Annotated in this window: 24 protein-coding genes and 1 pseudogene; 16 read left to right on the forward strand and 9 right to left on the reverse strand. The window is 70.6% G+C overall.

Features of this window, described 5'->3' with window-relative positions:
• Nucleotides 1-146 precede the first annotated feature (146 nt).
• The 8 genes from QQY66_RS44895 to QQY66_RS44930 are packed head-to-tail and all read left to right on the forward strand — an operon-like array spanning nucleotide 147 to nucleotide 8,080.
• A complete protein-coding gene (locus tag QQY66_RS44895) occupies nucleotides 147-1,178 on the forward strand; it encodes a sugar ABC transporter substrate-binding protein (RefSeq protein ID WP_301987707.1) in 1,032 nt (343 codons plus the stop codon).
• Nucleotides 1,175-2,785: a sugar ABC transporter ATP-binding protein gene (locus QQY66_RS44900; RefSeq protein ID WP_301986226.1), complete on the forward strand. Its 1,611-nt coding sequence runs from the start codon at nucleotides 1,175-1,177 to the stop codon at nucleotides 2,783-2,785. The genes QQY66_RS44895 and QQY66_RS44900 overlap by 4 nt, the downstream gene beginning before the upstream one ends.
• Complete coding sequence (locus tag QQY66_RS44905; protein WP_301986228.1) at nucleotides 2,778-3,803, forward strand: ABC transporter permease; 1,026 nt, start codon at nucleotides 2,778-2,780, stop codon at nucleotides 3,801-3,803. The genes QQY66_RS44900 and QQY66_RS44905 overlap by 8 nt, the downstream gene beginning before the upstream one ends.
• Before the next feature lie 36 nt (nucleotides 3,804-3,839).
• Nucleotides 3,840-5,192 carry an L-fuconate dehydratase gene (locus QQY66_RS44910; protein WP_301986229.1) on the forward strand — a complete coding sequence of 451 codons (1,353 nt, stop codon included), beginning with the start codon at nucleotides 3,840-3,842 and terminating at the stop codon, nucleotides 5,190-5,192.
• Complete coding sequence (locus tag QQY66_RS44915; RefSeq protein ID WP_301986230.1) at nucleotides 5,189-5,944, forward strand: SDR family NAD(P)-dependent oxidoreductase; 756 nt, start codon at nucleotides 5,189-5,191, stop codon at nucleotides 5,942-5,944. The genes QQY66_RS44910 and QQY66_RS44915 overlap by 4 nt, the downstream gene beginning before the upstream one ends.
• Nucleotides 5,945-5,973: 29 nt before the next feature.
• The gene (locus QQY66_RS44920) at nucleotides 5,974-6,942 is read left to right on the forward strand and encodes an aldo/keto reductase (protein ID WP_301987708.1); all 969 of its coding nucleotides are present in this window, start codon (nucleotides 5,974-5,976) and stop codon (nucleotides 6,940-6,942) included.
• Nucleotides 6,939-7,253 carry an L-rhamnose mutarotase gene (locus QQY66_RS44925; RefSeq protein ID WP_301986231.1) on the forward strand — a complete coding sequence of 105 codons (315 nt, stop codon included), beginning with the start codon at nucleotides 6,939-6,941 and terminating at the stop codon, nucleotides 7,251-7,253. Before QQY66_RS44920 ends, QQY66_RS44925 begins: the two co-directional genes overlap by 4 nt.
• Nucleotides 7,250-8,080, forward strand: coding sequence for an amidohydrolase (locus QQY66_RS44930; protein WP_301986232.1), 831 nt, complete (start codon nucleotides 7,250-7,252; stop codon nucleotides 8,078-8,080). The genes QQY66_RS44925 and QQY66_RS44930 overlap by 4 nt, the downstream gene beginning before the upstream one ends.
• Here QQY66_RS44930 and QQY66_RS44935 read toward each other — a convergent pair.
• A complete protein-coding gene (locus QQY66_RS44935) occupies nucleotides 8,068-9,489 on the reverse strand; it encodes a lipase maturation factor family protein (protein ID WP_301986233.1) in 1,422 nt (473 codons plus the stop codon). The genes QQY66_RS44930 and QQY66_RS44935 overlap by 13 nt on opposite strands.
• A gap of 185 nt (nucleotides 9,490-9,674) precedes the next feature.
• Between QQY66_RS44935 and QQY66_RS44940 the strand changes: the two genes are divergently transcribed.
• The 5 genes from QQY66_RS44940 (at nucleotide 9,675) to QQY66_RS44960 (ending at nucleotide 14,315) form a co-directional block, all read left to right on the forward strand.
• Complete coding sequence (locus QQY66_RS44940; protein ID WP_301986235.1) at nucleotides 9,675-11,762, forward strand: SpoIIE family protein phosphatase; 2,088 nt, start codon at nucleotides 9,675-9,677, stop codon at nucleotides 11,760-11,762.
• 31 nt (nucleotides 11,763-11,793) lie between these two features.
• Nucleotides 11,794-12,657, forward strand: coding sequence for an Fpg/Nei family DNA glycosylase (locus QQY66_RS44945; protein WP_301986236.1), 864 nt, complete (start codon nucleotides 11,794-11,796; stop codon nucleotides 12,655-12,657).
• Nucleotides 12,658-12,829: 172 nt separating this feature from the next.
• Nucleotides 12,830-13,240: a MerR family transcriptional regulator gene (locus QQY66_RS44950; protein WP_301986237.1), complete on the forward strand. Its 411-nt coding sequence runs from the start codon at nucleotides 12,830-12,832 to the stop codon at nucleotides 13,238-13,240.
• Nucleotides 13,215-14,156, forward strand: a complete 942-nt coding sequence (locus QQY66_RS44955) for a carboxymuconolactone decarboxylase family protein (protein WP_301986238.1) — start codon at nucleotides 13,215-13,217, stop codon at nucleotides 14,154-14,156. Before QQY66_RS44950 ends, QQY66_RS44955 begins: the two co-directional genes overlap by 26 nt.
• Nucleotides 14,157-14,171: 15 nt before the next feature.
• Nucleotides 14,172-14,315 (forward strand): hypothetical protein, encoded by a 144-nt coding sequence (locus tag QQY66_RS44960; RefSeq protein ID WP_301986241.1) that lies wholly within the window; start codon nucleotides 14,172-14,174, stop codon nucleotides 14,313-14,315.
• A 136-nt stretch (nucleotides 14,316-14,451) separates the two neighbouring features.
• On the opposite strand, the gene QQY66_RS44965 is transcribed toward QQY66_RS44960, so the two are convergent.
• From QQY66_RS44965 to QQY66_RS44980, 4 genes are all read right to left on the reverse strand, one after another.
• Complete coding sequence (locus QQY66_RS44965) at nucleotides 14,452-15,633, reverse strand: PP2C family protein-serine/threonine phosphatase (protein ID WP_301986243.1); 1,182 nt, start codon at nucleotides 15,631-15,633, stop codon at nucleotides 14,452-14,454.
• Between the two features lie 126 nt (nucleotides 15,634-15,759).
• Nucleotides 15,760-16,410 carry a zf-HC2 domain-containing protein gene (locus QQY66_RS44970; RefSeq protein ID WP_301986244.1) on the reverse strand — a complete coding sequence of 217 codons (651 nt, stop codon included), beginning with the start codon at nucleotides 16,408-16,410 and terminating at the stop codon, nucleotides 15,760-15,762.
• 152 nt (nucleotides 16,411-16,562) lie between these two features.
• A complete protein-coding gene (locus QQY66_RS44975) occupies nucleotides 16,563-17,078 on the reverse strand; it encodes a hypothetical protein (protein WP_301986245.1) in 516 nt (171 codons plus the stop codon).
• A 135-nt stretch (nucleotides 17,079-17,213) separates the two neighbouring features.
• Nucleotides 17,214-17,762: a sigma-70 family RNA polymerase sigma factor gene (locus QQY66_RS44980; protein ID WP_301986246.1), complete on the reverse strand. Its 549-nt coding sequence runs from the start codon at nucleotides 17,760-17,762 to the stop codon at nucleotides 17,214-17,216.
• A 210-nt stretch (nucleotides 17,763-17,972) separates the two neighbouring features.
• Between QQY66_RS44980 and QQY66_RS44985 the strand changes: the two genes are divergently transcribed.
• Nucleotides 17,973-19,124 carry a CapA family protein gene (locus tag QQY66_RS44985; RefSeq protein WP_301986247.1) on the forward strand — a complete coding sequence of 384 codons (1,152 nt, stop codon included), beginning with the start codon at nucleotides 17,973-17,975 and terminating at the stop codon, nucleotides 19,122-19,124.
• A 268-nt stretch (nucleotides 19,125-19,392) separates the two neighbouring features.
• Here QQY66_RS44985 and QQY66_RS44990 read toward each other — a convergent pair whose 3' ends face one another.
• The gene (locus QQY66_RS44990) at nucleotides 19,393-22,362 is read right to left on the reverse strand and encodes an XRE family transcriptional regulator (protein WP_301986248.1); all 2,970 of its coding nucleotides are present in this window, start codon (nucleotides 22,360-22,362) and stop codon (nucleotides 19,393-19,395) included.
• 156 nt (nucleotides 22,363-22,518) lie between these two features.
• On the opposite strand from QQY66_RS44990, the gene QQY66_RS44995 reads away from it, so the two are divergent.
• On the forward strand, nucleotides 22,519-23,511 hold the full coding sequence (locus QQY66_RS44995; protein WP_301986249.1) for a LysR family transcriptional regulator: 993 nt from the start codon (nucleotides 22,519-22,521) through the stop codon (nucleotides 23,509-23,511).
• A gap of 73 nt (nucleotides 23,512-23,584) precedes the next feature.
• On the opposite strand, the gene QQY66_RS45000 is transcribed toward QQY66_RS44995, so the two are convergent.
• Complete coding sequence (locus QQY66_RS45000; protein ID WP_301986250.1) at nucleotides 23,585-25,084, reverse strand: M1 family metallopeptidase; 1,500 nt, start codon at nucleotides 25,082-25,084, stop codon at nucleotides 23,585-23,587.
• A gap of 133 nt (nucleotides 25,085-25,217) precedes the next feature.
• Nucleotides 25,218-25,508, reverse strand: coding sequence for a hypothetical protein (locus QQY66_RS45005; RefSeq protein ID WP_301986251.1), 291 nt, complete (start codon nucleotides 25,506-25,508; stop codon nucleotides 25,218-25,220).
• 219 nt (nucleotides 25,509-25,727) lie between these two features.
• Between QQY66_RS45005 and QQY66_RS45010 the strand changes: the two are divergent.
• Nucleotides 25,728-25,890 (forward strand): annotated as a pseudogene (locus tag QQY66_RS45010) (IS5/IS1182 family transposase); the annotation flags it as partial.
• A gap of 24 nt (nucleotides 25,891-25,914) precedes the next feature.
• On the opposite strand, the gene QQY66_RS45015 reads toward QQY66_RS45010, so the two are convergent.
• On the reverse strand, nucleotides 25,915-26,385 hold the full coding sequence (locus tag QQY66_RS45015) for a universal stress protein (protein WP_301986252.1): 471 nt from the start codon (nucleotides 26,383-26,385) through the stop codon (nucleotides 25,915-25,917).
• Nucleotides 26,386-26,542: the final 157 nt, after the last annotated feature.

The raw sequence follows: 26,542 nt of genomic DNA on the forward strand, positions 1-26,542 counted from the left end.
AAACCGCGAATATTTGCTGCGAGAGGGTGTTGTCAGGTCGAAGTGGTCTGATAAGTATGCGGGCAACTGCTCGATCACGCTCGATGAGGAGCTGGCAGATGGCCGACGGATCTGTGCGGAACGGACGGTGGCGGGTTTCCCCGCGGATGGTGCGCGCGGCGGCGGTGGCCGTCTGCGGCGCCCTCGCGCTCACGGCATGCGGCAGCACCAACGACACCGGGTCCGCGAGTGCCGGAGCCGGCGGCACCGGCAAGGTCGGGGTGATCCTGCCTCTGCTGACCTCGCCGTTCTGGCAGTCGTACAACGACTACGTACCGAAGATGGCCAAGTCCGAAGGGGTGGACGCGCTGAAGACGGTCAACTCCAACAGCGACCCCTCCCAGCAGATCACCGACATCAACAACCAGCTCAACCAGGGCGTGAAGGGCGTGGTCGTGGCCCCGCTGGACAGCGCCGCCATCGAGGCCGGGCTCGACCAGGCCGAGCGCAAGGGCGTACCTGTGGTCGCCGTCGATGTGGCGCCCGAGAAGGGCAAGGTCGCCATGGTCGTACGCGCCAACAACGTCGCGTACGGCGAGAAGGCCTGCGAGTACCTCGGCAAGCAGATCCCGTCCGGCAAGGTCGTGCAGATCATGGGCGACCTCGCCTCGGTCAACGGCCGTGACCGCTCGGAGGCGTTCCGCGACTGCGTCAAGAAGAACTACCCGAAGCTGAAGGTCCTGGAGATACCGGCCAAGTGGGAGTCGGACACGGCCGCTTCCAAGCTCGACACGCTGCTGAACGCCAACCCCGACATCAAGGGCATCTACATGCAGGCGGGCGGCGTCTACCTCGCGCCCACGCTCCAGACCCTCAAGTCCAAGGGCATGCTGAAGAAGACGGGCCAGGCGGGCCACATCGCGATCGTCTCGAACGACGGCATCCCGCAGGAGTACGACGCCATCCGCAAGGGCGAGATCGACGCCACCGTCTCCCAGCCCGCCGACCTGTACGCCAAGTACGGCATGTACTACATCAAGGCGGCGATGGAGGGGAAGACCTTCAAGCCGGGCCCGACCGACCACGGTTCCGAGATCGTCAAGCTGCCCAGCGGCATCCTCGAGGATCAGCTGCCCGCGCCGCTGGTCACGAAGGACAACGTCGACGACCCCGAGCTGTGGGGCAACACGGTCGGATGAGCACCCCACTTGTCGAGGCGCGTGGCATCACCAAGCGGTACGGCCCCACAACCGCCCTGTACGAAGGACAACTCACCGTGTTCCCCGGCGAGTCCCACGGCCTCGTCGGCCGCAACGGCGCCGGAAAGTCCACCCTGGTGAACATCCTCACCGGCCTCCAGCCCGCCGACGAGGGCACGGTCCGCTTCGACGGCGAGCCCGCACCCCCGCTCGCCGACCGGGACGCCTGGCGCCGCAAGGTGGCCTGCGTCTATCAGAAGCCCACCCTCGTCCCTGAGATGACGGTTGCCGAGAATCTCTTCATCGCCGAGATCCACGCTGCCAAATCAACGAGGCTCGGCGTCAGGGTCGGCCGGGGGTCCGGCCCGCGGCGGAGCCGCTATGGGATGCGGCGTCCCCCGGATAAACACAGCATCAACCGGCAGCCGTTGCAGCGCGGCTTCATCAGCTGGCGCACCCTGAGGTCCGAGGCCGCCGCGCTCCTCGACACCTGGGACGTGCACGTCGACCCCGAGGCCCGCACCGCCGACCTCAAGGTCGAGGACCGCCAAATGGTGGAGATCGCCCGTGCGTTGAGTTTCGGCGCCCGGTTCATCGTGCTCGACGAGCCCACCGCCCAGCTCGACAACCGCGAGATCGAGCGGCTCTTCACCCGCATGCGCGCGCTCCAGGACTCCGGCGTCACCTTCCTGTTCATCTCGCACCATCTGCAGGAGGTGTACGAGGTCTGCCAGACCGTCACCGTGCTGCGTGACGCCCGCTGGATCACCACGGCCCCGGTCGCCGAACTCCCGCGGCAGGCCCTGGTGGAGGCGATGGCGGGGGAGTCCATCGAGGCCATCGCCGAACAGGCCGTGGATCCCAGGGACGTCGACCACGAGGCCCCCGTCCTCCTCGAAGCCCGCGGGCTCACCTCTCCGTCGTACCAGAACATCGACCTCACCGTTCGCCGCGGCGAGGTCGTCGGACTGGCCGGCATCAGCGGCAGCGGCAAGGTCGAACTCGCCGAGTCCTTCGCGGGACTGCACACCCCGACGGGCGGGACCGCCCGACTGGACGGTGAGCGGCTCCCGTTCGGCGATGTGCAGGCCGCCCTCAAGGCGGGCGTCGGCTGTGTGCCCCGTGACCGGCACGAGCAGGGCCTGGTCGCCGGCATGACCATCGGCGACAACGCCACCATGACCGTCCTGAACCGGCTCGGCCGGTACGGCTTCGTCGGCACCGACCACAAGCGCGGCTTCGCCACCGCCCTCATCGACCGCCTCGACATCCACACCGAGGGCCCCGACCAGCCCGTCTCCGACCTGTCCGGCGGCAATGCGCAGAAGGTCGTCATGGCCCGCGCCCTCGCCTCCGACCCCAAGCTCCTGGTCCTCATCAACCCCACCGCGGGCGTCGACGTGAAGTCCAAGGAGTCCCTGCTGGCCCGGATGGACAGCGCCCGCGAGGACGGCACCGCCGTGCTGGTCGTCTCCGACGAACTCGACGACCTTCGGCGCTGCGACCGCGTCCTCGTCCTCTTCCACGGCCGTGTCGTCGCCGAGCACCCGGCGGGCTGGCGCGACCACGAGCTGATCGCCTCCATCGAAGGAGTGGACCATGGCTGACACCAAGGCTCCGCCGGTGAAGCAGCCGCGGGTGCCCGAGGCCCGGGCGGCCCGCACGGTACTGCTGCGTCGCGCCCGCGAACTGGCCCTCGTGCCGGCCCTGTTGCTGCTCATGGTGCTCGGCGCGGTGGTCAACGACTCGTTCCTCACCGAGCGCAACCTGATCTCGATCCTCGGTGCCTCGGCCGCGCTCGCGATGGTGGTGCTGGCCGAGTCGCTGGTGCTGATCACCGGCAAGTTCGACCTGTCGCTGGAATCGGTCGTCGGTATCGCGCCCGCTGTCGGAGCGCTGCTCGTGCTGCCCGTCGCCCAGTCCGGCTGGGGCACCGAGTTCCCGGCCGCGCTCTCCCTGCTGGCGATCCTGGTGGTCGGTGCGGCGATCGGCGCGTTCAACGGGATCCTGGTCGTGAAGTTCCGGCTGAACGCGTTCATCGTGACCCTGGCGATGCTGATCGTGCTGCGTGGTCTGCTGGTCGGCGCGACCAAGGGCAAGACGCTGTTCGGAATGCCCGACAGCTTCTACTCCCTCGCGACGACGACCTTCCTCAACGTCCCGATGTCGGTGTGGCTGGCCGCCGTCGCCTTCGCGGTCGCCGGGTTCGTGCTGAAGTACCACCGGATCGGGCGCGCGCTGTACGCCATCGGCGGCAACGCGGACGCGGCCCGGGCGGCCGGTATCCGGGTCGAGCGCGTGATGCTCGGCGTGTTCGTCGTCGCGGGTGTGCTGGCGGCGGTCGGCGGGATCATGCAGACCGGCTATGTCGGAGCGATCAGCGCCAACCAGGGCAACAACATGATCTTCACCGTGTTCGCGGCGGCGGTGATCGGCGGCATCAGCCTCGACGGCGGCAAGGGCACCATGTTCGGCGCCCTGACCGGCGTCCTGCTCCTGGGTGTCGTACAGAACCTGCTCACCCTCGCCCAGGTGCCGTCCTTCTGGATTCAGGCCATCTACGGCGGAATCATCCTCGTCGCCCTCATGATCGCCCGCGTCACGACGGGCCGCGCCCAGGACTGACCCGCATTGTCCCCGCCAGCCACCGAAAGGCCCTCTGTGTCCCAGACGCCCGTCCCCTCTTCCCGCATCTCCGCGGTCGACACCTATGACATCCGTTTCCCCACCTCGCGGGAGCTCGACGGCTCCGACGCGATGAATCCGGACCCCGACTACTCGGCCGCGTACGTCGTGCTGCGCACGGACGCCGAGGGTGGTCCGGAGGGGCACGGTTTCACCTTCACCATCGGGCGGGGCAACGAGGTCCAGGTCGCCGCGATCCACGCTCTGCGCCACCATGTGGTCGGACGGTCCGTCAACGAGGTGTGCGCCGACCCCGGCGTGCTGTTCCGGGATCTGATCGGCGACAGCCAACTGCGCTGGCTCGGGCCCGAGAAGGGTGTGATGCACATGGCGATCGGCGCGGTGACCAACGCCGTGTGGGACCTCGCCGCCAAGCGGGCGCGCAAGCCGCTGTGGCAGTTCCTCGCCGACGCCGACCCCGAGTGGCTGGTCGGCCAGATCGACTTCCGCTACCTCACCGACGCCCTCAGCCCCGAGGAGGCGCTGACCCTCCTGCGCCGCGGCCGGGACGGCGCCGAGGACCGCAGAGCCCGGCTCCTGGAGCGCGGCTACCCCGCCTACACCACCTCCGCCGGCTGGCTCGGCTACGACGACGACAAGCTCACCCGGCTCGCCGCCGATGCGGTCGCCGACGGCTTCCGGCAGATCAAGCTGAAGGTCGGCGCCGATCTGGAGGACGACATCCGGCGCTGCCGGGTCGCCCGGTCCGTGATCGGCCCGGACATCCGCATGGCGATCGACGCCAACCAGCGCTGGGACGTCGACGAGGCGATCCGCTGGACCAAGGCCCTCGCCGAGTTCGACCCGTACTGGATCGAGGAGCCCACCAGCCCCGACGACGTCCTCGGGCACGCCGCGATCCGCAAGGCCGTGACCCCGGTGAAGGTCGCCACCGGAGAGCACGTCCACAACCGGGTCGTCTTCAAGCAGCTGCTTCAGGCCGGCGCGATCGACGTCGTCCAGATCGACGCGGCCCGCGTCGCCGGCGTCAACGAGAACCTCGCGATCCTGCTGCTCGCCGCCAAGTTCGGCGTGCCGGTGTGCCCGCACGCGGGCGGCGTCGGCCTGTGCGAACTCGTCCAGCACCTCTCGATGTTCGACTACGTCGCCGTCTCCGGCACCACCGACGACCGCGTCATCGAGTACGTCGACCATCTGCACGACCACTTCCTCGACCCGGTGGTGATCCGCGACGGTCACTACACGGCACCCACCGCGCCGGGCTTCTCCGCGGACATGCGGCCCGAGTCCATCGCGCGGTACACGTTCCCCGGCGGCGCCTTCTGGGCCGCCGACCTCCAGACGCAGCAGAAGGGGCAGGCGGCATGAACGACTTCGAGGGACTGAGGGCCCTGGTGACGGGCGGCGCCTCCGGCATCGGCCGGGCCACCGCGGAACTCCTGGCCGCGCGCGGCGCCCAGGTCGCCGTCCTCGACCTGGACCCGTCCTCCGTGGAGAAGCCGCTGCTCGCCCACCGCGCCGACGTCACCGACGACGCCTCCGTCCGGGAGGCCGTCGCCGCCGCCCTCGCCGAACTCGGCGGACTCGACATCCTGATCAACAACGCGGGCATCGGCGCCCAGGGCACCGTCGAGGACAACGACGACGCCGAATGGCACCGCGTGATGGACGTCAACGTCGTCGGCATGGTCCGCGCAGCCCGCGCCGCCCTTCCGCACCTGCGCGAGTCGTCGCACGCCGCGATCGTCAACACCTGCTCCATCGCCGCCACAGCAGGCCTCCCGCAACGTGCCCTGTACAGCGCGACCAAGGGCGCCGTGTACTCCCTGACCCTTGCCATGGCCGCCGACCACGTCCGCGAGGGCATCCGCGTCAACTGCGTCAACCCCGGCACCGTGGACACCCCGTGGGTCGGCCGCCTCCTCGGCGTCGCCGCCGACCCGGCCGCCGAACGCGCCGCCCTGGAGGCCCGCCAGCCCACCGGCCGCCTGGTCAGCGCGGCTGAAGTCGCGGGCGCCATCGCCTACTTGGCGAGCCCTCTGTCGGGCGCCACCACCGGCACGGCACTGGCCGTCGACGGCGGCATGCAGGGTCTGCGCCTGCGTCCGGCGGGCCGGTGAGCACCCCGCCTGCGCCCGGCGGCCGGCCGGTGAACACCCTCGGCAGGAGCGGCGTCGAGGTCACCCCGCTCGCCTTCGGCGCCGCCCCGATCGGCAACCTGTTCACCGAGATCACGGAAGAGCAGGCGCACGAAACCGTCGCCGCCGCCTGGCAGCAGGGCATCCGCTACTTCGACACCGCCCCGCACTACGGCCTCGGCCTGTCCGAACGCCGCCTGGGCGCCGCCCTGCGCGAGCACCCACGGGAGGCGTACACGATCTCGACGAAGGTCGGCCGCCGCCTGGAGCCGGTCGACACCCCGGGCGACGACCTCGCGCACGGCTTCGCCGTACCCGCCTCCCACCGCCGCGTCTGGGACTTCAGCGCCGACGGCATACGACGCACCCTCGACGCCGGCCTGGAACGGCTCGGCCTCGACCGCGTCGACGTCGTCTACCTCCACGACCCCGACGACCACGCCGAACAGGCCTTCCACGAGGCCTATCCCGCGCTGGAGAAACTTCGCTCCGAAGGCGTCGTTGGCGCCATCGGCGCGGGCATGAACCAGGCCGGGATGCTGACCCGCTTCGTCCGCGACACGGACGTCGACGTGGTGCTGTGCGCCGGCCGCTACACGCTGCTCGACCAGAGCGCGCTCACCGAACTCCTGCCCGCCGCCGTGGACCGCGGCACGTCCGTCGTCATCGGCGGCGCCTTCAACTCCGGCCTGCTGGCGGATCCGAGGCCGGAATCGACGTACGACTACGACCGGGCACCACAGGAGGTGCTGGACCGCGCCCTGCGCATGCAGTCCGTCGCCCACCGCCACGGCATCACCCTGCGGGCCGCCGCCCTCTCCTACTGCGCCGCGCACCCGGCCGTCGCGAGCGTCCTCGTCGGCGCGCGGTCGGCGGCCGAAGTCCGGGACTGCGCCGAGCAGTTCGCGTCTCAGGTGCCTCAGGCGTTCTGGCGGGAGCTGAGAGAGACCGGCCTGCTGTCCGACGAGGAGCCGTCATGAGAGTCGCCCTGCACACCAAGGTCCGCGCAGACCGGGTCGCGGAATACGAGGCCGCGCACCGTGAGGTCCCGAAGGAGCTGACGGACGCCATCCGCGCCGCCGGCGCCACCTCCTGGACGATCTGGCGCAGTGGCACCGACCTCTTCCACGTCCTGGAGTGCGCGGACTACGCCCGGCTCCTCGCCGAGCTGGAGCGGCTGCCGGTCAACGTCGCCTGGCAGGCGCGGATGGCGGAACTCCTCGACGTGGTGCACGACTACTCCGACGAGGGAGCCGACGCGGGCCTGCCCGTCGTATGGGAGCTGCCGTGACCGTCGACGCCCACCACCACGTCTGGGACCTCTCCGTACGCGACCAGGACTGGATCACCGGAGACGAACTCCGGCCGATCCGGCGGAACTTCTCCGTCGCCGACCTGGAACCCGAGGCGCGGGCCGCCGGAGTGGACCGTACCGTCCTCGTCCAGACCGTCACCGTGCCGGACGAGACCCCGGAGTTCCTCGCTCTCGCCGCCGCGCACGACCTGATCGGCGCGGTCGTCGGCTGGACGGATCTCACCCGCCCGGACGTCGCCGACGAGCTGGCCCGGCTGCGTGAGCTCCCCGGCGGCGACCACCTGAAGGGCATCCGCCACCAGGTCCAGGGCGAACCCGACCCGGAGTGGCTGCTGCGTCCCGACGTCCGCCGCGGACTCGCCGCCGTCGCCGACGCGGGCCTGGTCTACGATCTCGTCGTCCTGCCCCATCAGCTGCCGGCCTGCGCCAAGGCCGCCGCGGACCACCCGGACCTCACCTTCGTCCTGGACCACCTCGGCAAACCCCCCATCGCCTCCGGCCGACAGGAACCCTGGGCGAGCGCCGTCCGCACCCTCGCCGCACTGCCCAACACGGTCTGCAAGATCTCCGGCATGGTCACCGAGGCCGACCCGAGGTTCTGGACGGTCGACGACCTGCGCCCGTACGCCGACACCGTCCTCGAGGCCTTCGGCCCGGACCGCCTGATGTTCGGCTCGGACTGGCCGGTGTGCACGCTGGCGGCGACCTACGGTGAAGTGCTCTGGGCAGCACGGGAGTTGACGGACGCAAGCGACCGCTCCCGTATCTTCGAGGCCACCGCCACCCGCGTCTACGACCTCTGAGTCACCCCCGCCAGCCGGGTAGGCGGCAGATACTCCCGCACATACGTCCGCTCCCAGCACGCGCCCGTCTCCCGCAGCTCACGCCAGGTCGTGTAGCGGTAACGGAAGAGACGGGCGCGGACGAACCGCGGGGGCTCGTCGGGCTGGAAGGGCGAGCGGCGCAGCAGCTTCAGCGTGGCGCGGTCGTTCTCCAGGAGCCGCTCCACCAGGGCGCCGAACCAGGAGCCGGCATACGCGGGCGACAGCGCGGCGAACCACATCATCCAGTCGAGCCGCAGATGGTACGGCGCGAACTGGCGCGGCCAGTGCCGGGGATCACCCGGCTTGCCCTTGAACTCGTACTCCCGCCAGTCCGAGTCCTCGCGCGCCACCGGATCGGTCGTGCCCTCGACGACCACCTCGTAGCGGACCCGGCTCACGCTGCCGAACGCCCCGTAGGTGTTGACCAGGTGCAACGGGTCGAAGGAGCGATTCATCACCTGGCGGCGGGAGATCATGTTGCGGACCGGCCGGTAGCTCAGGCCCACGAGCAGCGCGGCGACGGCGAGAACCACGATCTCGTACCAGAGCGGGGCGTCGGCGACGGACGGCGGCGTGGTGGGGAACTCGATCGCCGACAGGGCCAGCACGATCGTGATCCAGTTCAGCCAGGAGAAGTTGCCCGACAGGACGAGCCACAGCTGGGTGACGATCATCAAGGACGCCGCGGCGGTCGCGATCGGCTGCGGGGTGAACAGCAGGATGGGCACGACGAGCTGGGTGAAATGGTTCGCGGCCACCTCCGCGCGGTGCAGGGGCCGGGGGAGATGGTGGAAGAACCAGCTCAGCGGGCCCGGCATCGGTTGGGTCTCATGGTGGTGGTACAGGCACGTCAGGTTCCGCCAGCAGGCGTCACCGCGCATCTTGATCAGCCCGGCCCCGAACTCCACCCGGAACAGGATCCAGCGCAGCAGGAAGAGGACGACGATCGGCGGGGCCACTTCGTCATTGCCGAGGAAGACCGCGAGGAAGCCGACCTCCAGGAGCAGCGACTCCCAGCCGAAGCCGTACCAGGTCTGGCCGACGTTGACGATCGACAGATACAGCACCCACGGCACCAGCCACAGCAGCATGCCGCCCCACAGCGGCAGCAGCGAGTCCAGCCCCGCCAGCAGAGCCGCCGACACCGCGCAGCCCGCCCAGGCGGAGGCCGCGAAGAACCGGTCCGAGTAGTGCAGTTGGAACAGGCTCGGCGCCTGCTGGAAAGGCACCCGTGCGACGAACCGGGGGATCGGCAGCATGCCGCGCTCGCCCAGCAGTGGGCGGAACTGCAGCGCCGCCGTGACGAACGCGACCAGATACACAGCGGCCAGAGCCCGCTGGAAGACCAGCCGGCTCAGCCAGTAGTCGGGTGCGATGAACCACTCCACGGCCGTGCGCGCCCCTCTTTGCGGCTAAACCGCCGCCGCTTTCGCGGACCTGGTTGATCGCCGTCGTGGTCGCTCAATTGATGGTTGCGGTGGTCGTCGCTTACATCATGGCTTCTTCCCGGGTTGCGTACCAGATGGGCCGCTCACCGGTCGAAGAATCAGCCGAATCCTGGCAAGGTAGGCCCATGGTTGATCGGGGAGCGAGCGCCCCGTCAGTCCCGGACGACTGGCCCGCCCACCCGGATCCGATCCTGGCGCTCAATCGCATGGGCAGCTTCGACTGGGACCTGGACACCGGCCTCTTCCACATGGACGCCCAGGCCCACGAGGTCTTCGACCTGCGCCCCGACGAATACGACGGCAACCCCGAAACCCTCGCCGTCCGGGTCCCGCGCCCGGAGGCCCACCGGCTCGACGGCCTGGTCGCCCAGGCCATGAAGGACGGCAGCGAGAACTACGGCACCTACTTCCGCATCCGCCGCCGCGACGGCATGCTGCGCTGGACCCACACCCAGGGCTACATCCGCCGCGACGAGACCGGTCGGCCACGCCGCATCATCGGCATCGTCCGGGACGCCACCCAGGAATTCGAAGAGATCGAGGCGTGCCAGGACCAGACCGCCCAGGACGAGGTCCGCCGCCGGCAGACCAACGTCGTCCAGCTCACCACCGCAGCCCTCGCGCACGCCCGCACCGTCCAGGACGTCATCGACGTCCTCAAGGACACCCACGGCCTCACCCACCTCGGCGCCACCAGCCTGGTGATGGGCCTGGTCGAAGCCGGCCGGATCCGGCTGATCGCCGAGGGCCCGGCGGGCAGCTTCGTGCCCGGCACCGGCGTCACCCGTATCGACGAGCCCTATCCCATGGGCGAGGTCGTCCGCACCCTCGCCCCGCGGTTCATCGAGTCGCCGGAGGAGTTCGCCGAGAGCTATCCGATCCTGTGGCCGCACATCACCGACCTGAACATCACGTCGGCCGCCTATCTGCCGCTGATCGCCCAGGCCAAACCCATCGGCGCCATGGGCCTGCTCTACAGCGACCGGCGCGGCTTCAGCTCCGACGAACGCAACGTCCTCGTCGCCCTCGGCTCCAGCATCGCGCAGAGCCTGCAGCGGGCCATGTTCTACGAACAGGAGAAGGACCTCGCCACCGGCCTCCAGCAGGCCATGCTGCCGCGCACCATCCCCAGCGTGCCCGGCGCCGACATCGCCGTCCGCTACCGCGCCGGTTCTACCGCAGGCTCCCTGGGCCGGGACATCGGCGGCGACTGGTACGACCTGATCCCGCTGCCGGGCGGCCGGATCGGCGCCGTCATCGGCGACGTCCAGGGCCACGACACACACGCCGCCGCCGTCATGGGACAGCTGCGCATCGTCCTGCGCGCCTACGCCGCCGAGGGCCACACCCCCGCCACCGTGATGGCCCGCGCCTCCGTCTTCCTGCACGAACTCGACACCGACCGCTTCGCGACCTGCCTGTACGCGGAGGCCGACCTGTCCACCGGAGTCGTCCAGGTGGTCCGGGCCGGCCATATCGACCCGCTGATCCGGCAGACCGACGGGACCTGTCGCCGGATAGCCGTGGAGGGCGGGCTGCCGCTCGGTCTGTCCGCCGAGTTCGGCCGCCTCGAATACCCGGTCGGCACCATCGAGCTCGACCCCGGCCACACCCTGCTGCTGTGCACCGACGGCCTGATCGAACAGCCCGGCGCCGACCTCGACGACGGCATGCAGACCCTCGTGGCCATGATCAAGACCGGCCCGGACGACGTACGCGACCTCGCCGACCTGCTCATCGACGTGGCCGAGGAACGCGGCGGCGACGACGACGTGGCCCTGCTCCTGCTGCGCCGCCGCAGCCTGGACACCCCCCAGTCCGGCGGCCGGCTCCAGCAGCACGTGGCACCGGGCGACCCCGAGGCCCTCACCCAGGCCCGGCACATGATCCGCGCCGCCGTTCTCGCCTGGGGCGCCCGCGAGCGCGCCGACGAGATCGAACTCGTCGCCGACGAGCTGATCACCAACGCCCTGATGCACACCGAGGGCTCCGCCGTCGTCACCCTGCGCGTACTGACCGCCACCGACCGGCGGCTCCGTGTCGACGTCGAGGACTCCTCCAGCGCCCTGCCCCGCCGCCGCGACGCGGGCGAGTCGGGCGTCTCCGGGCGCGGACTGCTCCTCGTCGACCTGCTCACGGACGTGTGGGGCGTGGAGGCGCGGGGCGGCGGGAAATGCGTGTGGTGCGAGTTCGTGGTGGGGGAACGGAGCTGAGCCCGTCGGTCCATGATGGCACTCTGGACGTATGCCGGAACTGCCCGAGGTGGAAGCGCTCAAGGACTTCCTGACCGAGAACCTGGTCGGCCACGAGATCGTCCGGGTGCTGCCCGTCGCGATCAGCGTGCTGAAGACGTACGACCCTCCGCTCACGGCCGTCGAGGGCCACGCCGTCACCGCCGTGCACCGGCACGGCAAGTTCCTCGACCTCGAAACCGCCGGCGGCCCGCACTTCGTCACCCACCTCGCCCGCGCCGGCTGGCTGCACTGGAAGGACAAGCTCCCCGACGGGCCGCCCAAGCCCGGCAAGGGCCCCCTCGCGCTGCGCGTCGCCCTGGAGAGCGGTGAGGGCTTCGACCTGACGGAGGCCGGTACCCAGAAGCGGCTCGCGGTGTATGTCGTCCACGATCCCCAGGAGGTCCCGGGTGTCGCCCGCCTCGGCCCGGACCCGCTCGCCGACGACTTCGACGAACCGCGGTTCGCGGCCCTGCTCAAGGACGAGCGACGGCAGCTCAAGGGCGCCCTGCGCGACCAGAGCCTGATCGCCGGCGTGGGCAACGCCTACAGCGACGAGATCCTGCACGCCGCGAAGATGTCCCCCTTCAAACTGGCCGCCTCCCTGACCCCCGAGGAGACCACCCGCCTGTACAAGGCGCTGCGCGGCACGCTTATCGAGGCCGTCGAGCGCTCCCGCGGCGTCGCCGCCGGACGCCTCAAGGCCGAGAAGAAGAGCGGCCTGCGCGTACACGGCAGGACGGGCGAGTCCTGCCCGGTGTGCGGCGACACGATCCGCGAGGTCTCCTTCAGCGACTCCTCCCTGCAGTACTGCCCGACCTGCCAGACCGGCGGCAAGCCCCTGGCCGACCGGAGGCTTTCCCGCCTTCTCAAGTAGCCCCCTGGTAGGTGGCGCCTGGCGTGCAGGGGCAGGCTCGCTCCCCCGTGGCGGGTCTGCCCCTGCACGCGAGACGGCGGGAGGCGCGGTGGCGCCCAGAACCCGCCCACCGACCACGCGTCCCTGTCCCGGCCCTTGCGTTGAAGCGCGCTTCAACTCGTACGGTCGTGGTGTGGCGACCGAGCGGATCGACAGGACTCTGACCATTGCGGAGACGTCCGACCTGACCGGATTGAACCCCTCCACGCTCCGCTACTACGAACGCGTCGGCCTGATCGACGGCGTGCAGCGCGGGCCGGACGGCCGGCGCCGTTACCAGGCGTCAGATCTGGCCTGGATGGCGTTTCTACTGCGGCTTCGCACGACCGGGATGTCCATCCAGGGGATGTCGGAGTTCGCGGAACTGCGCCGGGGCGGGGACGCCACCGTGCGGGAGCGGCTGGAGCTGTTGCGGCGCCACCAGGCACAGGTCAGGAGGAACTACGAGGCCGTCATGCGCAGCCTCGATGCCATCGACAAGAAGATCGAGCACTACGAGCGACTGGTGGAGGAACGGGATGGGGACAGCGGGCGAGGGGCATGACGGACAGCGGGCGGGAGCGGAAAGCAGCGGCAGGCGGGCCCTGTTGCGGTACGGAGTGGTGGGAGGGGCCGGTGCGGTGGCGGCCTCGCTGACGGGGACGGGTGTGGCGGTGGCCGACAGCGCGGATGATGGGGTGTCCAAGCGCTACGCACGGGGCGTCGCCCGTATGAAGGAGATCGCCGGGGAGGACGCCCTCGCCACGGTGGAGGCGCTGCAGGACATCGCCCCCGACCTGGGGCGCTTCGTGGTCGAGTTCGGCTACGGGGATGTGCACGCGCGGCCCGGACTCGATGTACGGCAGCGGCAGTTGGTGACCATCGGCGCGCTGACCTCTGCTGGGGACACCGCCCCGCAGTTACGGTTCCACATCGGCGCGGCACTGCATGTCGGACTGGACGCGGCGCAGGTGGTGGAGGCGCTGATCCACTTGGTGCCCTTCGCGGGGCTCCCGCGGACGCTCAACGCGGTGGCCGCCGCGCGCACCGTGTTCGAGGAACGGGGAGTGCGGGTCGAGCCGATCCAGGTGAAGCCCGGCGGGGACCGCTACGCGCGGGGCGAGGACAAACTCCGTGAGGTCGACGGCGAGCACGGCATCGAGGTGATCGAGTCCCTGAACGACGTGGCGCCGGATCTCGGCCGTTACATCGTCGAGTTCGCCTTCGGGGACGTCTACGCACGACCGGGGCTGGACCTGCGGCAGCGGCAGCTCGTCACCCTGGGCGGGCTGATCGCCCTCGGTGACACCGCACCCCAGCAGAAGGTGCACTTCAACGCCGCACTCAGAGTGGGGCTCTCACCGCGGCAGGTGATCGAGACGGTCATCCAGACCGTCCCGTACGCGGGGTTTCCCCGAGCGCTCAACGCCGTCGGCGTCGTGCGCGAGGTCTTCGAGGAGCGGGGCATCCGCGCCACCTGACCCCGGAACGGGCCCGTGCCGTGCTGCGCCGCGGACCCCGACGCGCATCAGCCGATGGTCTACTACGAGCGCGCGTGCGACACCTCCTACGCGCTCAAGTTCCGCTGGGCGTACATCAAGGGCTGCGCTGACTGCTACGCCTACATCGTGTACCCGTAGGTTCTAGAGGGGCACCCGGACCGGCCTACGGGCCCCACAGACCCGGCGAGGCTGCCGCCGGCCTGGAGCGCGGCCCTCGTCACCCCGTCCACCGAGCCGAAGCCCCGCCACCGTGCGGGGCTTCGGCGCGTCGGACTCACCGCGCGGGCGGCCACCACTCGATCATCACGATCGTCGCGTCGTCCCGCAGCCTGCCGGGCTGAGCCTCCAGGATCGAATGGATCAGCCGCCGTAGGGTCTCCGGAGCCAGCTCGCCCGCGGCGGTGGCCCGGATGATGTAGTCGGTGAACCGGGCGAGCCCGAACAGGCCGCCGTCGCGGGTCCGTGCCTCGGTGAGCCCGTCGGTGTACAGCAGCACCCGGTCGCCGGGCTCGAGGGAGATCTCGTGCGTCCGCCGCGTGCCCTCCGCGAGCAGGGACGGCAGCCCCATCGGCGGATCGGCCTCCCGTTCCATCGCGCCGTCGAGGAGCCGCCGGTCCCGGATGAGCAACGGCGCGGGGTGCCCGCAGTTGATCCACCGCAGCATGCCGCTGGCCAGATCCAGCTGGGTGAGGATGCCGGTGCAGAACTGGTCCGGCAGCCACCGCGCCAGCGCGTCGTCCACGCTCGTGACCAGCTCCGGCAGATCGGCCCCGGTCCGCCGGGCGTTGCGGCAGGCGGACAGCGACACCGCGGTGGTCAGCCCCGAGGCCAGGTTGTGCCCCATCGCGTCGAGGACCGCGGCGTGCAGCGTGGTCTCGGTGAGGGAGTGGTCGAAGGCGTCGCCGCCCAGCTCATAGGCGGGTTCCAGCACGGCCGTGGACACCACGTGCCCGGTGCCGATCGTGCGGGGCGGCAGAAAGGCGCGCAGCATCTCGGCGGGCAACTGCATCGGTTCGGTCCGGGTCCGCCGTACGAAGGAGTCCTTGTACGCCCGCTTAGAGGTGATCATCATGGCCAGCAGGGCGGCCAGAGTCCTGCTGCGGCGCAGCGAGAGGGGGGTCAGCGACGGGCAGTGCACCGCGAGCACGCCGAGCCGCTCCGCGCCGTCCACCAGGGGGAGCCAGGCCGTCATGCCGCCGGTCTCGGACTCCTCCACCCGCAGGGACTGGGTGCGGTAGGTCCAGCCGGCGAGCGAGTCGTCGACGGGCAGCGCCGAGGCCACGTCGGTCAGCGGGACGAGCTGGAGCTGCTGGAGGTCCGCGAGGTAGACCACGGAGTGCCGCAACCCCAGCGCCTTGGAGCAGCGGGCCACCGCGGTGGACAGGTCGAGTGCGGCGTTGTCCGGATCGGCGAGGAATTCCTCCAGCAGGCCGTCACCGGTCTCCGTCGTCGCCACCTCGTCTCCCCTCGTCGGACCGTGGACGCGCCGGGGTGCTTCGCCAGCAGTCTCACACCGGGGACGCCGGACCGCCCGGTGGCCGGGGCGGGACGGATGACAGGGGCGCGGGGGAGGGGTGTCGTGCTACTTCGCGTCGAGTGTCACCAGATGCTCGCCGTCCGTCGTGCGGACCTCGTACCGGTCGATCTGGTCGGTGTGCATCGACGAACTGCCGTGCATGGTGTTCGGACGGGCGTCGTGGCGGGGCGTCATCCAATGGGTGACCGTCTCCTCCGAGCCGTCCCGGCCCAGGACGACCAGGCGGCAGGGGCGCGGCCCGGCCCCGTCCTTCACCCTCAGCTCGATCTGACTGCCCGAGGCCGCGTTCTCCGCCGTGACCTGCGCCCATACGCCCGACCGCTCGTCGGTCGCGGTGATGCGCACGGAGCCGTCGCCGCCGCCCGCCGTGATCGCCACCGCGGGCGCCGCCACAGCGATCGCCACCGAGGCCGCCACGGCGTACAGCACCCGCCTGCGCCCGACCCGTCGCCGTGCCGTCACCTCGCCGAGCAGCCGGTCCAGCAGCCGGTTTCCGGGCTGGGTCAGGGGGTTCACAAAGCGCGGAGTGGCCCGTCGGTACAACATCAACTGCCGGGTCACCGGCCCGAATTCGGTCACGTGTGCCGTACAGCTGGGGCACTCCATGAGGTGGTCCTCGAAGCGGAAGGCGTCCGCCTCGTCCAGCACGCCGAGCGCGTACGCGGCGACGTCGCGATGCCTCTCCAGGGACCTCATGCCGAATCCTCGTGCCGTTGGGTGCGGGTGGGGTTACTCCTTGCTCCCACCGGTACGCACCAAGCCGAAGAATCACTCAAGCCACTTACCGAATCGCAACCAAAGGATTCGGAGCGGCTCGGGCCGAGGATTGGTCGGATCGGCGCCGAATCTCAAAAAAGATGGATGGCGAGATGTCCCAGCGGCAGCCCCAGCTGCCAGGCCGGTGTCCACACCTTCGGCCCCTCGTCCTCGCCGGCCATAGCGGCACCCCCGGGCACCGCGTTCAGGTCGGGCGCGAGCAGCTCGGTCTCCTCCAGCCAGCGCCAGGCCGCCTCCGCCAGCGCCAGGTCGGGTGCGGGGTCCCCCGACTCGATCGCCTCGGCGGCCAGCTTCGCCAGGTGCTCGCGCACCCAGTCCTGCCACGGCTGGTCGTACGCCGTCAGCGAGAGCCAGGTCTCCAGCTGGGAGACGACCCGGATGCCGGACAGCTCGCCGTCGGTGTCGGACAGGAAGATGGTCAGCGCCAGCGCATCCCGTCCGGCGCGGAACTCGAAGGACGTCGGCGGCATCAGATCGCCGGTCCGCAGCAGCTCGTCGGCGATGTACTCGGCGTACAACCACGCCATGGGGACGGTCAGTTCACCGCCGCCGGTGCCGTCCGTGCTCTCTTGACCTCTGTGCAGCATCCCTTCCTGCCTTCCTCCGGTGCGTGCGCGTCGCCCGACCCCGGGCCCCAGTCCGGAACACGGATGAAGACAGCAGATTGCTCAACGGGGGTCTTCAGCAAGGCGCTTTACGGAGGTTTGACTCATCCATTGGTTTCACCGCAGGTCGGCCGCGTATCCCGGAAGCACCCTGCGCAGGGCGCGCAGCGCGTAGTACGCGCGGGACTTCACCGTACCGGGCGGAATTCCGAGCGCCGCCGCGGCCTCCGCCACACTCGCCCCGTGGAAATACACGAGCACCAGGACTTCACGGTGCTCCGGAGTGAGTGTCTTCACAGCCTCGCGCACATCGAGTGCCGCCGCCGCCCGCTCGGCGTGGTCGGCTATCACACGCGAGTTCTCCAGGACCGCGTCCCCGACCTCGGCGGGCCGCGCCTGCCGGGCCCGCCGGGCGTCTATGGCCAGCCGCCGACCCACGGTCAGCAGCCACGGCCGTACGGAGTCGAAGTCATCGGCGCGTAGCGCCTCGGGATGCTGCCAGGCGCGTACGAGCGTCTCCTGCACGAGGTCCTCGGCGCGCTGCCGGTCACCGTCGCAGAGCCGGAGCAGCAGCGCGAAAAGAGGCCGGCCGTGCTCCCGCTGCAGTGCGGCGAGCTCGTGCTCGGCGGTCGTCGTCCCGTTCGAGAGGGTGGTTCCGGCCGTCATGGCCGTATGGCATCGCAGGGTGCGCCTTTCGGACAGAGAGCGCACACGAATCTGCGGCGGACGGTCGATCGCGTCGACGAACGGTACGACGAACGGTTCATTCCGCTGCCGGTGGGCGCCGGACGGGCTAATGAAACCAGTCAGGTTGTTTGCGGAAGCGTGCAGACTCGTACCTATTTGTCTGTAAATATGATCGCAACGGGGTGAGCGATGATTGCACGCAGACAGCAGGTTGCCCTGGCCCTCACGGCCGTTCTCGCCGCAGGCGCCGCCTGCCAGGCCGAGGCCCGCGACGACACCGACCCGGCGGGGCGTCCAGCCCCCTCCGCGGCCGGCGGATTCACGCTCGTCGCCTCCGGCGACGTCCTCCCGCACAGCTCGATCATCGACCGGGCACGCTTCGACGCGGGCGGCACCGGCTACGACTTCCGCCCGATGTTCTCCGGGGCCGAACGCGTCGTCTCCCGCGCCGATCTGGCGCTGTGCCACATGAAGACGGTGTACGGAGAGAACGGCGAGTACACCGGCTACCCCACCTTCAAGTCCCCGCCCGAGGTCGCGACCGGCCTCGCCGCCACCGGCTACGACGGCTGCTCCACCGCCTCCGACCACAGCCTGGACGACGGCGCGGACGGCGTCCGCCGCACGCTGGACGCCCTTGACCACGCGGGCCTACGGCACGCCGGATCGGCGCGCAGCGAAGCCGAGGCGCGCACCGCCACGGTCCTGCTCGCGGGGAAGGCGAAGGTCGCCCACCTCGCCTACACCTACGGCACGAACGGCTTCCCAATGCCGCCGGGGCAGCCCTGGGTCGTCAGCCTGATCGACGAGCACAAGATCATCGCGGACGCCCGCGCGGCCCGGCAGGCCGGTGCCGACGTGGTCGTGGTGTCCATGCACTGGGGCACGGAATGGCAGGACGCCCCCGACCGGCGCCAGCGGTCCCTGGCCCGGACCCTCACCGCCGCCCGCACCGGGGACCGCCCGGACATCGACCTGATCCTCGGCACCTACGCCCATGTCCCGCAGGCGTACGAGAAGGTCAACGGCACCTGGGTGGTCTACGGGATGGGCGACCAGATCGCGGGCGCCATGTTCAACCACCAGGGCGTACAGGACCCGCGGGGCAACCAGTCCACCCTCGGCCGCTTCACCTTCGCGCCGCCCGCCAGGCCCGGCGGCCGGTGGGAGGTGACGAAGGCCGAGTTCATCCCGCAACAGTTCGACATCGACGCCGGCCGACTGGTGAACCTCAACGAGGCACTGACGAAGGGCGCCGAGGTACAGGGCGTACGCGACCGGATCCGGGACGTGGTGCTCAGCCGGGGCGCGGCGAACGACGGGCTGGTGATGGGTCGCTAGTGCTGTGACCAGAAACGATCAACGGGGTGGTGCTGACTGGCCTCGCATCGGTTGGATGTGACGACACGTCCGATCGGCGCGGGGAGGCGGGATGGCAGAGCCGGTCAGGGTTCGCAGGCTGACCGAGCAGGAGGGGCAGAAGCAGCAGCGGATCTGAAGCTGGCCCGGATCGACTGGGAGGTCAGCAAGCGGCCTGTTCTGTACGAGTGGGACGAAGGTCGGCGGCTCTGGAGGTGCTGGGGGCTGCTGGCCTGAGCGGCCGTCCGTGTCAGCGGCCGCACGGCGGGTTGTACGGGATCCCGGGCAGCCGGCGTTTCCACTCGGCGGCGGTGATCACCGGACGGGCGCGTTGACACGCCGCCTCCCTGGCCGTGGACCAGTCGGTCCGCCAGACCTGGGCGGTGTGGTCCGAGCTGCCCGTGACGAGCACCGGGGCGCCCTCGCCGGGGCGGAAGGCCACCGCGTTGACCGCGCCCAGATGGCCGGTCAGTTCCGACCGCGGGCGCGGCGGGGCCGTCGCCGTGACGTCCCACAGCCGTGCGGTGCGATCCGTGCTGCCGGAGGCGAGCAGGCGCCCGTCCGGGCTGAACGCGACCGAGGACACGACATCGGTGTGCCCGGTGAGCACGGCGCTCACGCGGGGGCGGCGGGGATCGGCGATGTTCCAGAGCCGGATCGCGCGGTCGTCGCTGCCCGAGGCGACAGTGCGTCCGTCCGGGCTGAAGGTCACGGCGTCGACGAAGTCGCGGTGACCGGCCAGCACGCCCAGTTGCCTGGGGCGGCGCGGGCTGGTCACGTCCCACAGGCGGACGGTGCGGTCGTCGCTGCCGGAGGCGAGCAGGCGCCCGTCCGGGCTGAACGCGATCGGTTTGACGTTGAGCCGGTGGCCGCGCAGCACCACCGGTCTGCTCGCGGCGGACACAGACGTCGTGTCCCACAGGCGCACGGTGTGGTCGTAGCTCCCCGATGCCAGCGTGCGCCCGTCGGGGCTGAAGGCGACGGAGAACACGATGTCGGTGTGCCCCCGCAGGACGCGGAGCTGGGCCGGGCGCCGGGGGTGGGAGACGTCCCACAGCCGGACGGTCCGGTCGCGCCCGCCGGTGGCGAGTCGGCGCCCGTCCGGACTGAACGCCACCGCGGTCATGATGTCGGGGCCGCCCTGGAACTCGGCCACCGCAACGGGACGGAACGGAACGGTCAGGTCCCACAGCCGTACGGTGTAGTCGTAGCCGACCGTGGCGAGCATCCGTCCGTCCGGCCGGAAGGCGAGCGCGCTGACCGCCTGTTCGTGGCCCAGCAGAGAAGCCGCGGTGACACCGAGCAGCGCGTCACGGGTCGTGGCGCTGGAGCTGAGGCGGTCCGCGGCCACGCCCAGCTGGGTCGCCAGCGCCGGCCGGGCCTGCCGCAGCGCGACGGCCTCCAGCGCGACCTCCCGCGCCAGCACCGTGTTCCGCTCCCGTGTCAGCTCGTCCCGCGCGCGCAGCGCCAGCCCCGCCGCGGCGACGGCCACGGACAGCAGCACCGCCAGCAGCGCGGTCAGCCGGCGCATCCGGCGTGCGCGTCGCCGCCCCCGGGCCGACTCGGCACGCTCGGCGGCGGCACTGGCGTCGAGGAACGCATGCTCCTCGCCGGACAGCACCTGGTCGCCGGCCTCTCGCACCAGGGCCAGCCGGGCGCCGCGGAACAGCGCGTCCGGGTCCCTGCCGAGCGACTCCCACGTCCGGGCGGCCTCGGTGAGCTGACGCAGGACGCGCAGCCGCTCCCGGTCCTCGGTGAGCCAGCCGTGCAGACGGGGCCAGCAGCGGATCAACGCCTCGTGCGTCAGCTCCACCCGGTCCTTGTCCAGTGTCAGCAGCCGTGCGCGGGCGGCGCTCTCCAGTACGGCCCCGACGTCCTCGGCCATGTCCTGGCCCGGGCCGGGGCCAGTGCCCTGGACCCGCTCGCTGTCCGGGCCGGGCGGAGCCGGTACGCCCAGGTGGGCCAGCTCGCCGAGCGGTACGCGGCGCCTGGTGTCCTCCGTTCCCTCACCGAGGGCTGTCAGCCGGACGAACACCTGCCGCGCCAGCTCCCGCCGCTCGTCGCTCAGCTCCGCGTAGAACTCCTCCGCCGTACGGGCCAGCGCACCCTCCAGGCCGCCCGTCGCCCGGTACGCCTCCAGCGTCAGCGCGTTCCCGCGTCGGCGTCGCCAGGTCTCCAGCAGCGCGTGGGACAGCAGCGGCAGCACACCGGCCTGCCCGAGTGCCTGGGCCGCGAGCGTCGCCAGGAGGGAGCCTTCCACCGTCAGCCCGGCGCGTACGGCGGGCTGGACCACCGCCCGCCGCAGTTCCTCAAGACCCATGGGGCCCACCGGTACCTGCGCGTCGCGCATCGCCGCCACCAGGTCGGGATGGCGGGTGCAGTGCGCGTAGAAGTCCGCCCGCACACCGAGCACGACCCGGCAGCGGCTGCCGTCGGCGGTCGCCGCCGTGAGCAGCGCCGTGATGAAGTGATCGCGTTCCCCCGGGGCGCAGTGCGTGAAGAGTTCCTCGAACTGGTCGACAACCAGGACGACTTCGCCGTCGGCTTCGTCACCGTCGCCCGCGTCCGAGCGGGCGCTGATCTGCCGGGCGACCCGCCCCAGGTTCGCGGGGTCGTCCACCAGCTCCTGGTACAGGCGTCCCGGTGTGATGTCCGCCGCGGCGCCGAGCCGTACCGCGCACTCCTCCATAGGACGGGCGCCCGGGGTGAACACCACCGCCGTCGCGCCCGCCGGCAGCCGGGGGACCAGACCGGCGCGCAGCAGCGACGACTTGCCCGATCCCGAGGCCCCGATCACCAGCATCAGGCGTTGCCCGCGCAGGCGTCGCACCAGTTCGTCCACCAGCCGCTCACGGCCGAAGAACCACTCGGTGTCACTCGCCTGGTAGGCCGCGAGTCCCACGTAGGGCGCCGGGCTGTCGGGCCGGTCCGCGTCCGGTGCGGGGCCGTCCGCGCCGACCTCGGCCGCCAGCGCGTGCCACGCCCGCTCCCACTCCGCCTCGTCCCCGTCACAGGCCCGCACATACGCCAGGGTCACCGCCAGCGTCGGAAGTCCCTTCCCCGACGCCGCGCCGGACAGCGTGGACACCGAGTAGTGCGCCCGCTCGGCCAGTTGACGGTAGGTCGGACGGCCGGCCCGCTGCCGCAACTGCCGCAACTCCGCGGCGAACTTCACTATCCGCGCGTCCCCCGCCTCAAGCGGGCGCTCTCCACGAGGCATCGCCGCAGCCTCCCCCGATGTACGGCCGGATCCTGCGTCCGGAACGAGACCCCATTGTTCGGTATCCGTTTGTTCTGGACCACTCGGCCGATTCCGAACAACGACCGGCCTGTACATCTGGGGCCCGACTGCTGTGGTGAGACGGGGGGCGAGCAGGTGGAACTGCGTGATGTGGAGACGTTTCTGGAAGTAGCCCGTGTGCTGCACTTCGGGCGCGCCGCCGAGCGTCTGAACGTGTCCCAGGGACGCGTCAGCCAGATCATCAAGGCGCTGGAACGCGAGGTGGGCGGCGCGCTGTTCGAGCGCAGCAGCCGACGGGTGTGTCTGACGCCGCTCGGTGAACAGTTCCGCGCCGGTGCCGCGGACGGCTACGACCGGCTGACGACCACCTTGCGGGAGTGCCGTGACGTGGCCCGGCAGGTGGGCGACCGGCTGCGGATCGGCTACCAGTGGACGATGGGCGGCCAGTTCGCCGAACGGCTGGTGTCGACCTTCGGCGACGGCCATCCGCACTGCGAGGTGGTCATCAACAGCCTCGTGTACCAGGCCGGCGGGAATATGGAGCCGCTCACGGAAGGAAGCGACATCGATCTGGCGCTGTGGTGGTCGCCGGGCGGGGACGGCAGCGCGGTCGAGGCTCCCGGTCTGGTCGTCGGCCCGGTGCTCGCCGCGGTGCCACGCGGGGTGCTGGTCCCGTCGACGCATCCGCTGGCCCGGCGTCCGGCGATCACCCTGGACGACCTCACTCCCTACGAGTTGCTGCGGCTGCCGGACACGGTGAGCGCCCGGATGCGGGAACGGTGGCTGCCCACACACACCGGCTCGGGCCGGGCGCTGCGGCACACCGCCGAGGACATGAGCCGCCTGACGGGCACACCGGACCTGCCCGTGGAGGACATCCTCGCGCTGGTGGCGCAGGGCCGCGGTCTGCACCTGACGGTCGCCAACCTCCTTGAACGGGTGCCCTTTCCGGGCCTCACCGTCGTCCCGGTGCCCGATATGCCGCCCATGGTGGTGGTCCCGGTCTGGCAGTCGGCCCGCGAGAACGCGACGATCCGCGCGTTCGTGGAGTCGGCCGCCCGCGCGACGGGGGCGAAGCGTGCCGCGGTCGCGCGGGGAACGACGTTGACGGGAGCGACGGCCTCCTAGCCGCAGAGGCCCGCTTCGCTGGGCAGGCCCCGTAGCCGTTCTCCTTACGGGGTACGCGTTACGGATTACCGGTTTACGGGGTCGCCACCCAGTCGGGGTGGTTCGGCATGGGAGGCGTCGTGGGCCCGTACAGCCAGGGGCGGAGGAAGGACTCCATGTCCTCGCCCGAGATCGCGGACGCCAGGCCGACGAAGTCCTGGGTGCTCGCGGTCTTTCCGCGGTACTGCGTGACCCAGGCCCGGTCGATCTTCTGAAAGGTCTCGGCGCCGACCTTCTCGCGCAGCGCGTAGAGCACGAGGGCCGAGCCGTCGTAGCGCATCCGCTTGAACAGGTTGGGCTCGGTGGGCTCGGCCGGGGCGCCGAAGTCACGGCGCCACACGTTGTGGTTGGTGTACGCGGTCTTCATGGCGGCCTCGAAACTGGCGCCCCCGTGCTCCTCGGAGTAGAGCCGCTCGTAAAAACGGGCGTGGCCCTCGCTGAGCCACAGGTCCGACCAGGTGCGCAGGGCGACGCTGTCGCCGAACCACTGGTGGACCAGCTCATGGACGAGGGTGCGCTCGGCGTCGACCTCGGTGCCGAGCAGGTCGGCCTTGGGGACCAGCGAGAGCGTCTGGGTCTCCAGCGCGACAGCGAGGTCGGTGTCCCCGACCAGCACTCCGTAGTTCTTGAACGGGTAGGCGCCGAGGCGCTGTTCGAGCCACCTGAGGTGTTGTGGGGTGAGCTTGAGATACGCGTCGGTCCGGTCCACGAGATCGTTCGGGACGTAGTCGCGTATGGGGACGCCGTTGGTGGTCGGCCGGTCGACGGCGGTGAGCTTGCCGACGGCTATCTGCACCAGCTGCGTGGAGACCGGCTGTTCGGAGTCGTACGTCCAGCGCACCCGGTCCCCGGGGCGCGCCTCACGCGAGACGAGCTTGCCGTTCGCCACCGCGGTCAGCCCGTCGGGCGTAGTGATCCGGAAGGTGACGGGAGCGCGCCGGCTGGGGTGATCGTTCGACGGGAAGATCATCTTTGCACCGTTGGGCTGCGGGTAGACAACGGTGCCGTCCGGCGTGGGAATCCAGCCGTAGTCCTCGATCGCGTCGTCGCGATGACGCATCTGAGTGGGATCGGCGGTGTAGGTGACCGTGACGGTGAAGGGGCGGCTGCGCGGAAGCGGCAGCCAGGGGGTGACGACCAACTCGTCGCCCTCGCGCACGGCTTCGGCCGGGATGCCGTTCACGGTGACGCTGTGCAGGGTGTTGCCCGCGAAGTCCAGGTTGAACCGGGACAGTTCCTGGGTGGCGGTGGCCCGGACGGTGGCCTTTGCCTCGAACGGTGTCCTCGGTGCCTGCCAGTCGAAGTCGAGGGCGTAGCGGTCGACCGTATAGCCGCCGTTGCCGTCCAGCGGGAAGAGCGGGTCCCCGAGCCCGGGCGCACCCGGGACGGGGATCGTCTCGGCGCCGGCGCCGACGCGGCGCTGACCGCCGGAGCGGTGAGCGCCGCGGTCACGGTGATCGCCGCGGCGACGACGAGACGCAGGGCACGACGGGGCTTGACGGCTGTTCCCATCGAGGACCTTCCAGCTGGACAACAGAATGGGCGATGGAACTCAGCCGCCTATTCTTGTCCTGGGACAAATGAGGAACAATGCCGGTCTGCTAATGCATGCATAAGGCCCGCTAATCGTTGAGATCATGCGTGTGCATACTGACACCCGGCTGCCATCAGTTGGGCTCGTAATTTCCCATGGGGGTAAGTTCCGCGGGCAGGGACAGCCCGTCCGGCGCACTCTGGATGCATCCGCCGCCGCACAGCGGCGTGATGGCTACCGGCTCTGCGGCGGCGGAGGACACCTGGAATCCGTCCGGGAAGGACTGGACGCAGCCGCCGGAGCATTGCGGGGTGAGTTCGGTCGCCTGAGCGGCGGAGGCGGCGGTGGCCGTGCCGGCGAGGATCGCCGCGGCGAAGGTTCCCGCGGCAAGCAGGCGGGCGGCCCGGCGAGAGATCCTGTTCATGAATTTCCTCTTCGGTGTGCTGGGGCAATTCCTTGTTCACCCAAGACTCTGCGGGGTGGCCGAGGATCGATCAACCCCCATCTGCTAATGCGTGAATTAGCGGAAGTAATCGAGAGTTCCCGGAACGGCACCCCCGGTGGGGCGAGAAAGGTCAATTGGTGGTGTCCTGGCACAAGGACGCCATGACGGATCTGTCCGGCGTGCTGTGTGGGGGTGCCCATGACACGGCGGAAGTCGCGCTTCCGCTACCCGGGGCGCAAACGGATCGACGACCGCAAGACGCTGCAGGGTGTACCTGCCGCAGGAGTTGGGTTTCGGCTCGGGGCCTACCTGCTGGCGGCGGCTGGCCGAATGGCAGGAGGCCGGGGTGTGGGAGAAGCTTCAGCGGGTGCACGCCGGCTGACGGCTACGGCACCACCGTCACCGGCCACCGCCCCGCCTTCACCAGCCGAATCGCGACCGACCCGATGATCCGGTGGCCCGCCTGCTCCGACGCACCCACCACCACGGCGTCCGCCTTGAGCTCGTCGGCCGCCTTGACCAGGCCGTTGTAGGGGTCGCCACGGAACGTGTGGAACTCCCAGCGGATGTCGAATATCCCCTTCATGCGCTCCGTCGCGTCCCGGATCTGCGCGACGATGTCCTCGGCGATCTCGTCCGTCGTCTCCGCGACCGGCGCCCCGAGCGCCGCGCCGGCGCTCATCACGGGCTGCACGTACACGATCGCGAGGAGCGCGCGCTGTCGCCGGGCCAGCCCACCGGCGTAGGCCGCGGCCCGCAGTGAGGAGTCGGAGCCGTCCACGCCGACGACGATCACCTTCGGCCCGTCCGTGCCCCGTTCGAACCCTTGCGAGGGCGAGTGCTGCTGTTCCGTCACGCCTGTGAGGCTATCGGAGCCCGCAGGTCCCGCAGCCGTTGCCGGGCTTCTCATCGATTCGCCCACCAGGGAGACACGCGCCGTTTCCCTGACGAACCGTCATACGCCGCCCGGGTGGAACCATGCCGCCGCTGAGGTGTCGGCGTGGTGCGTCGGG

This window comes from Streptomyces sp. DG2A-72 (genome assembly GCF_030499575.1).
Lineage (GTDB): Bacteria > Actinomycetota > Actinomycetes > Streptomycetales > Streptomycetaceae > Streptomyces.

Excerpts from the sequence above, each read along its gene's own strand:
- QQY66_RS44895 (WP_301987707.1), top strand. The coding sequence starts at position 147 with ATGGTGCGCGCGGCGGCGGTGGCCGTCTGCGGCGCCCTCGCGCTCACG.
- QQY66_RS44900 (WP_301986226.1), top strand. The coding sequence starts at position 1,175 with ATGAGCACCCCACTTGTCGAGGCGCGTGGCATCACCAAGCGGTACGGC.
- QQY66_RS44905 (WP_301986228.1), top strand. The coding sequence starts at position 2,778 with ATGGCTGACACCAAGGCTCCGCCGGTGAAGCAGCCGCGGGTGCCCGAG.
- QQY66_RS44915 (WP_301986230.1), top strand. The coding sequence starts at position 5,189 with ATGAACGACTTCGAGGGACTGAGGGCCCTGGTGACGGGCGGCGCCTCC.
- QQY66_RS44925 (WP_301986231.1), top strand. The coding sequence starts at position 6,939 with ATGAGAGTCGCCCTGCACACCAAGGTCCGCGCAGACCGGGTCGCGGAA.
- QQY66_RS44940 (WP_301986235.1), top strand. The coding sequence starts at position 9,675 with ATGGTTGATCGGGGAGCGAGCGCCCCGTCAGTCCCGGACGACTGGCCC.
- QQY66_RS44945 (WP_301986236.1), top strand. The coding sequence starts at position 11,794 with ATGCCGGAACTGCCCGAGGTGGAAGCGCTCAAGGACTTCCTGACCGAG.
- QQY66_RS44955 (WP_301986238.1), top strand. The coding sequence starts at position 13,215 with ATGGGGACAGCGGGCGAGGGGCATGACGGACAGCGGGCGGGAGCGGAA.
- QQY66_RS44970 (WP_301986244.1), bottom strand. The coding sequence starts at position 16,410 with ATGAGGTCCCTGGAGAGGCATCGCGACGTCGCCGCGTACGCGCTCGGC.
- QQY66_RS44975 (WP_301986245.1), bottom strand. The coding sequence starts at position 17,078 with ATGCTGCACAGAGGTCAAGAGAGCACGGACGGCACCGGCGGCGGTGAA.
- QQY66_RS44980 (WP_301986246.1), bottom strand. The coding sequence starts at position 17,762 with ATGACGGCCGGAACCACCCTCTCGAACGGGACGACGACCGCCGAGCAC.
- QQY66_RS44985 (WP_301986247.1), top strand. The coding sequence starts at position 17,973 with ATGATTGCACGCAGACAGCAGGTTGCCCTGGCCCTCACGGCCGTTCTC.
- QQY66_RS44990 (WP_301986248.1), bottom strand. The coding sequence starts at position 22,362 with ATGCCTCGTGGAGAGCGCCCGCTTGAGGCGGGGGACGCGCGGATAGTG.
- QQY66_RS45005 (WP_301986251.1), bottom strand. The coding sequence starts at position 25,508 with ATGAACAGGATCTCTCGCCGGGCCGCCCGCCTGCTTGCCGCGGGAACC.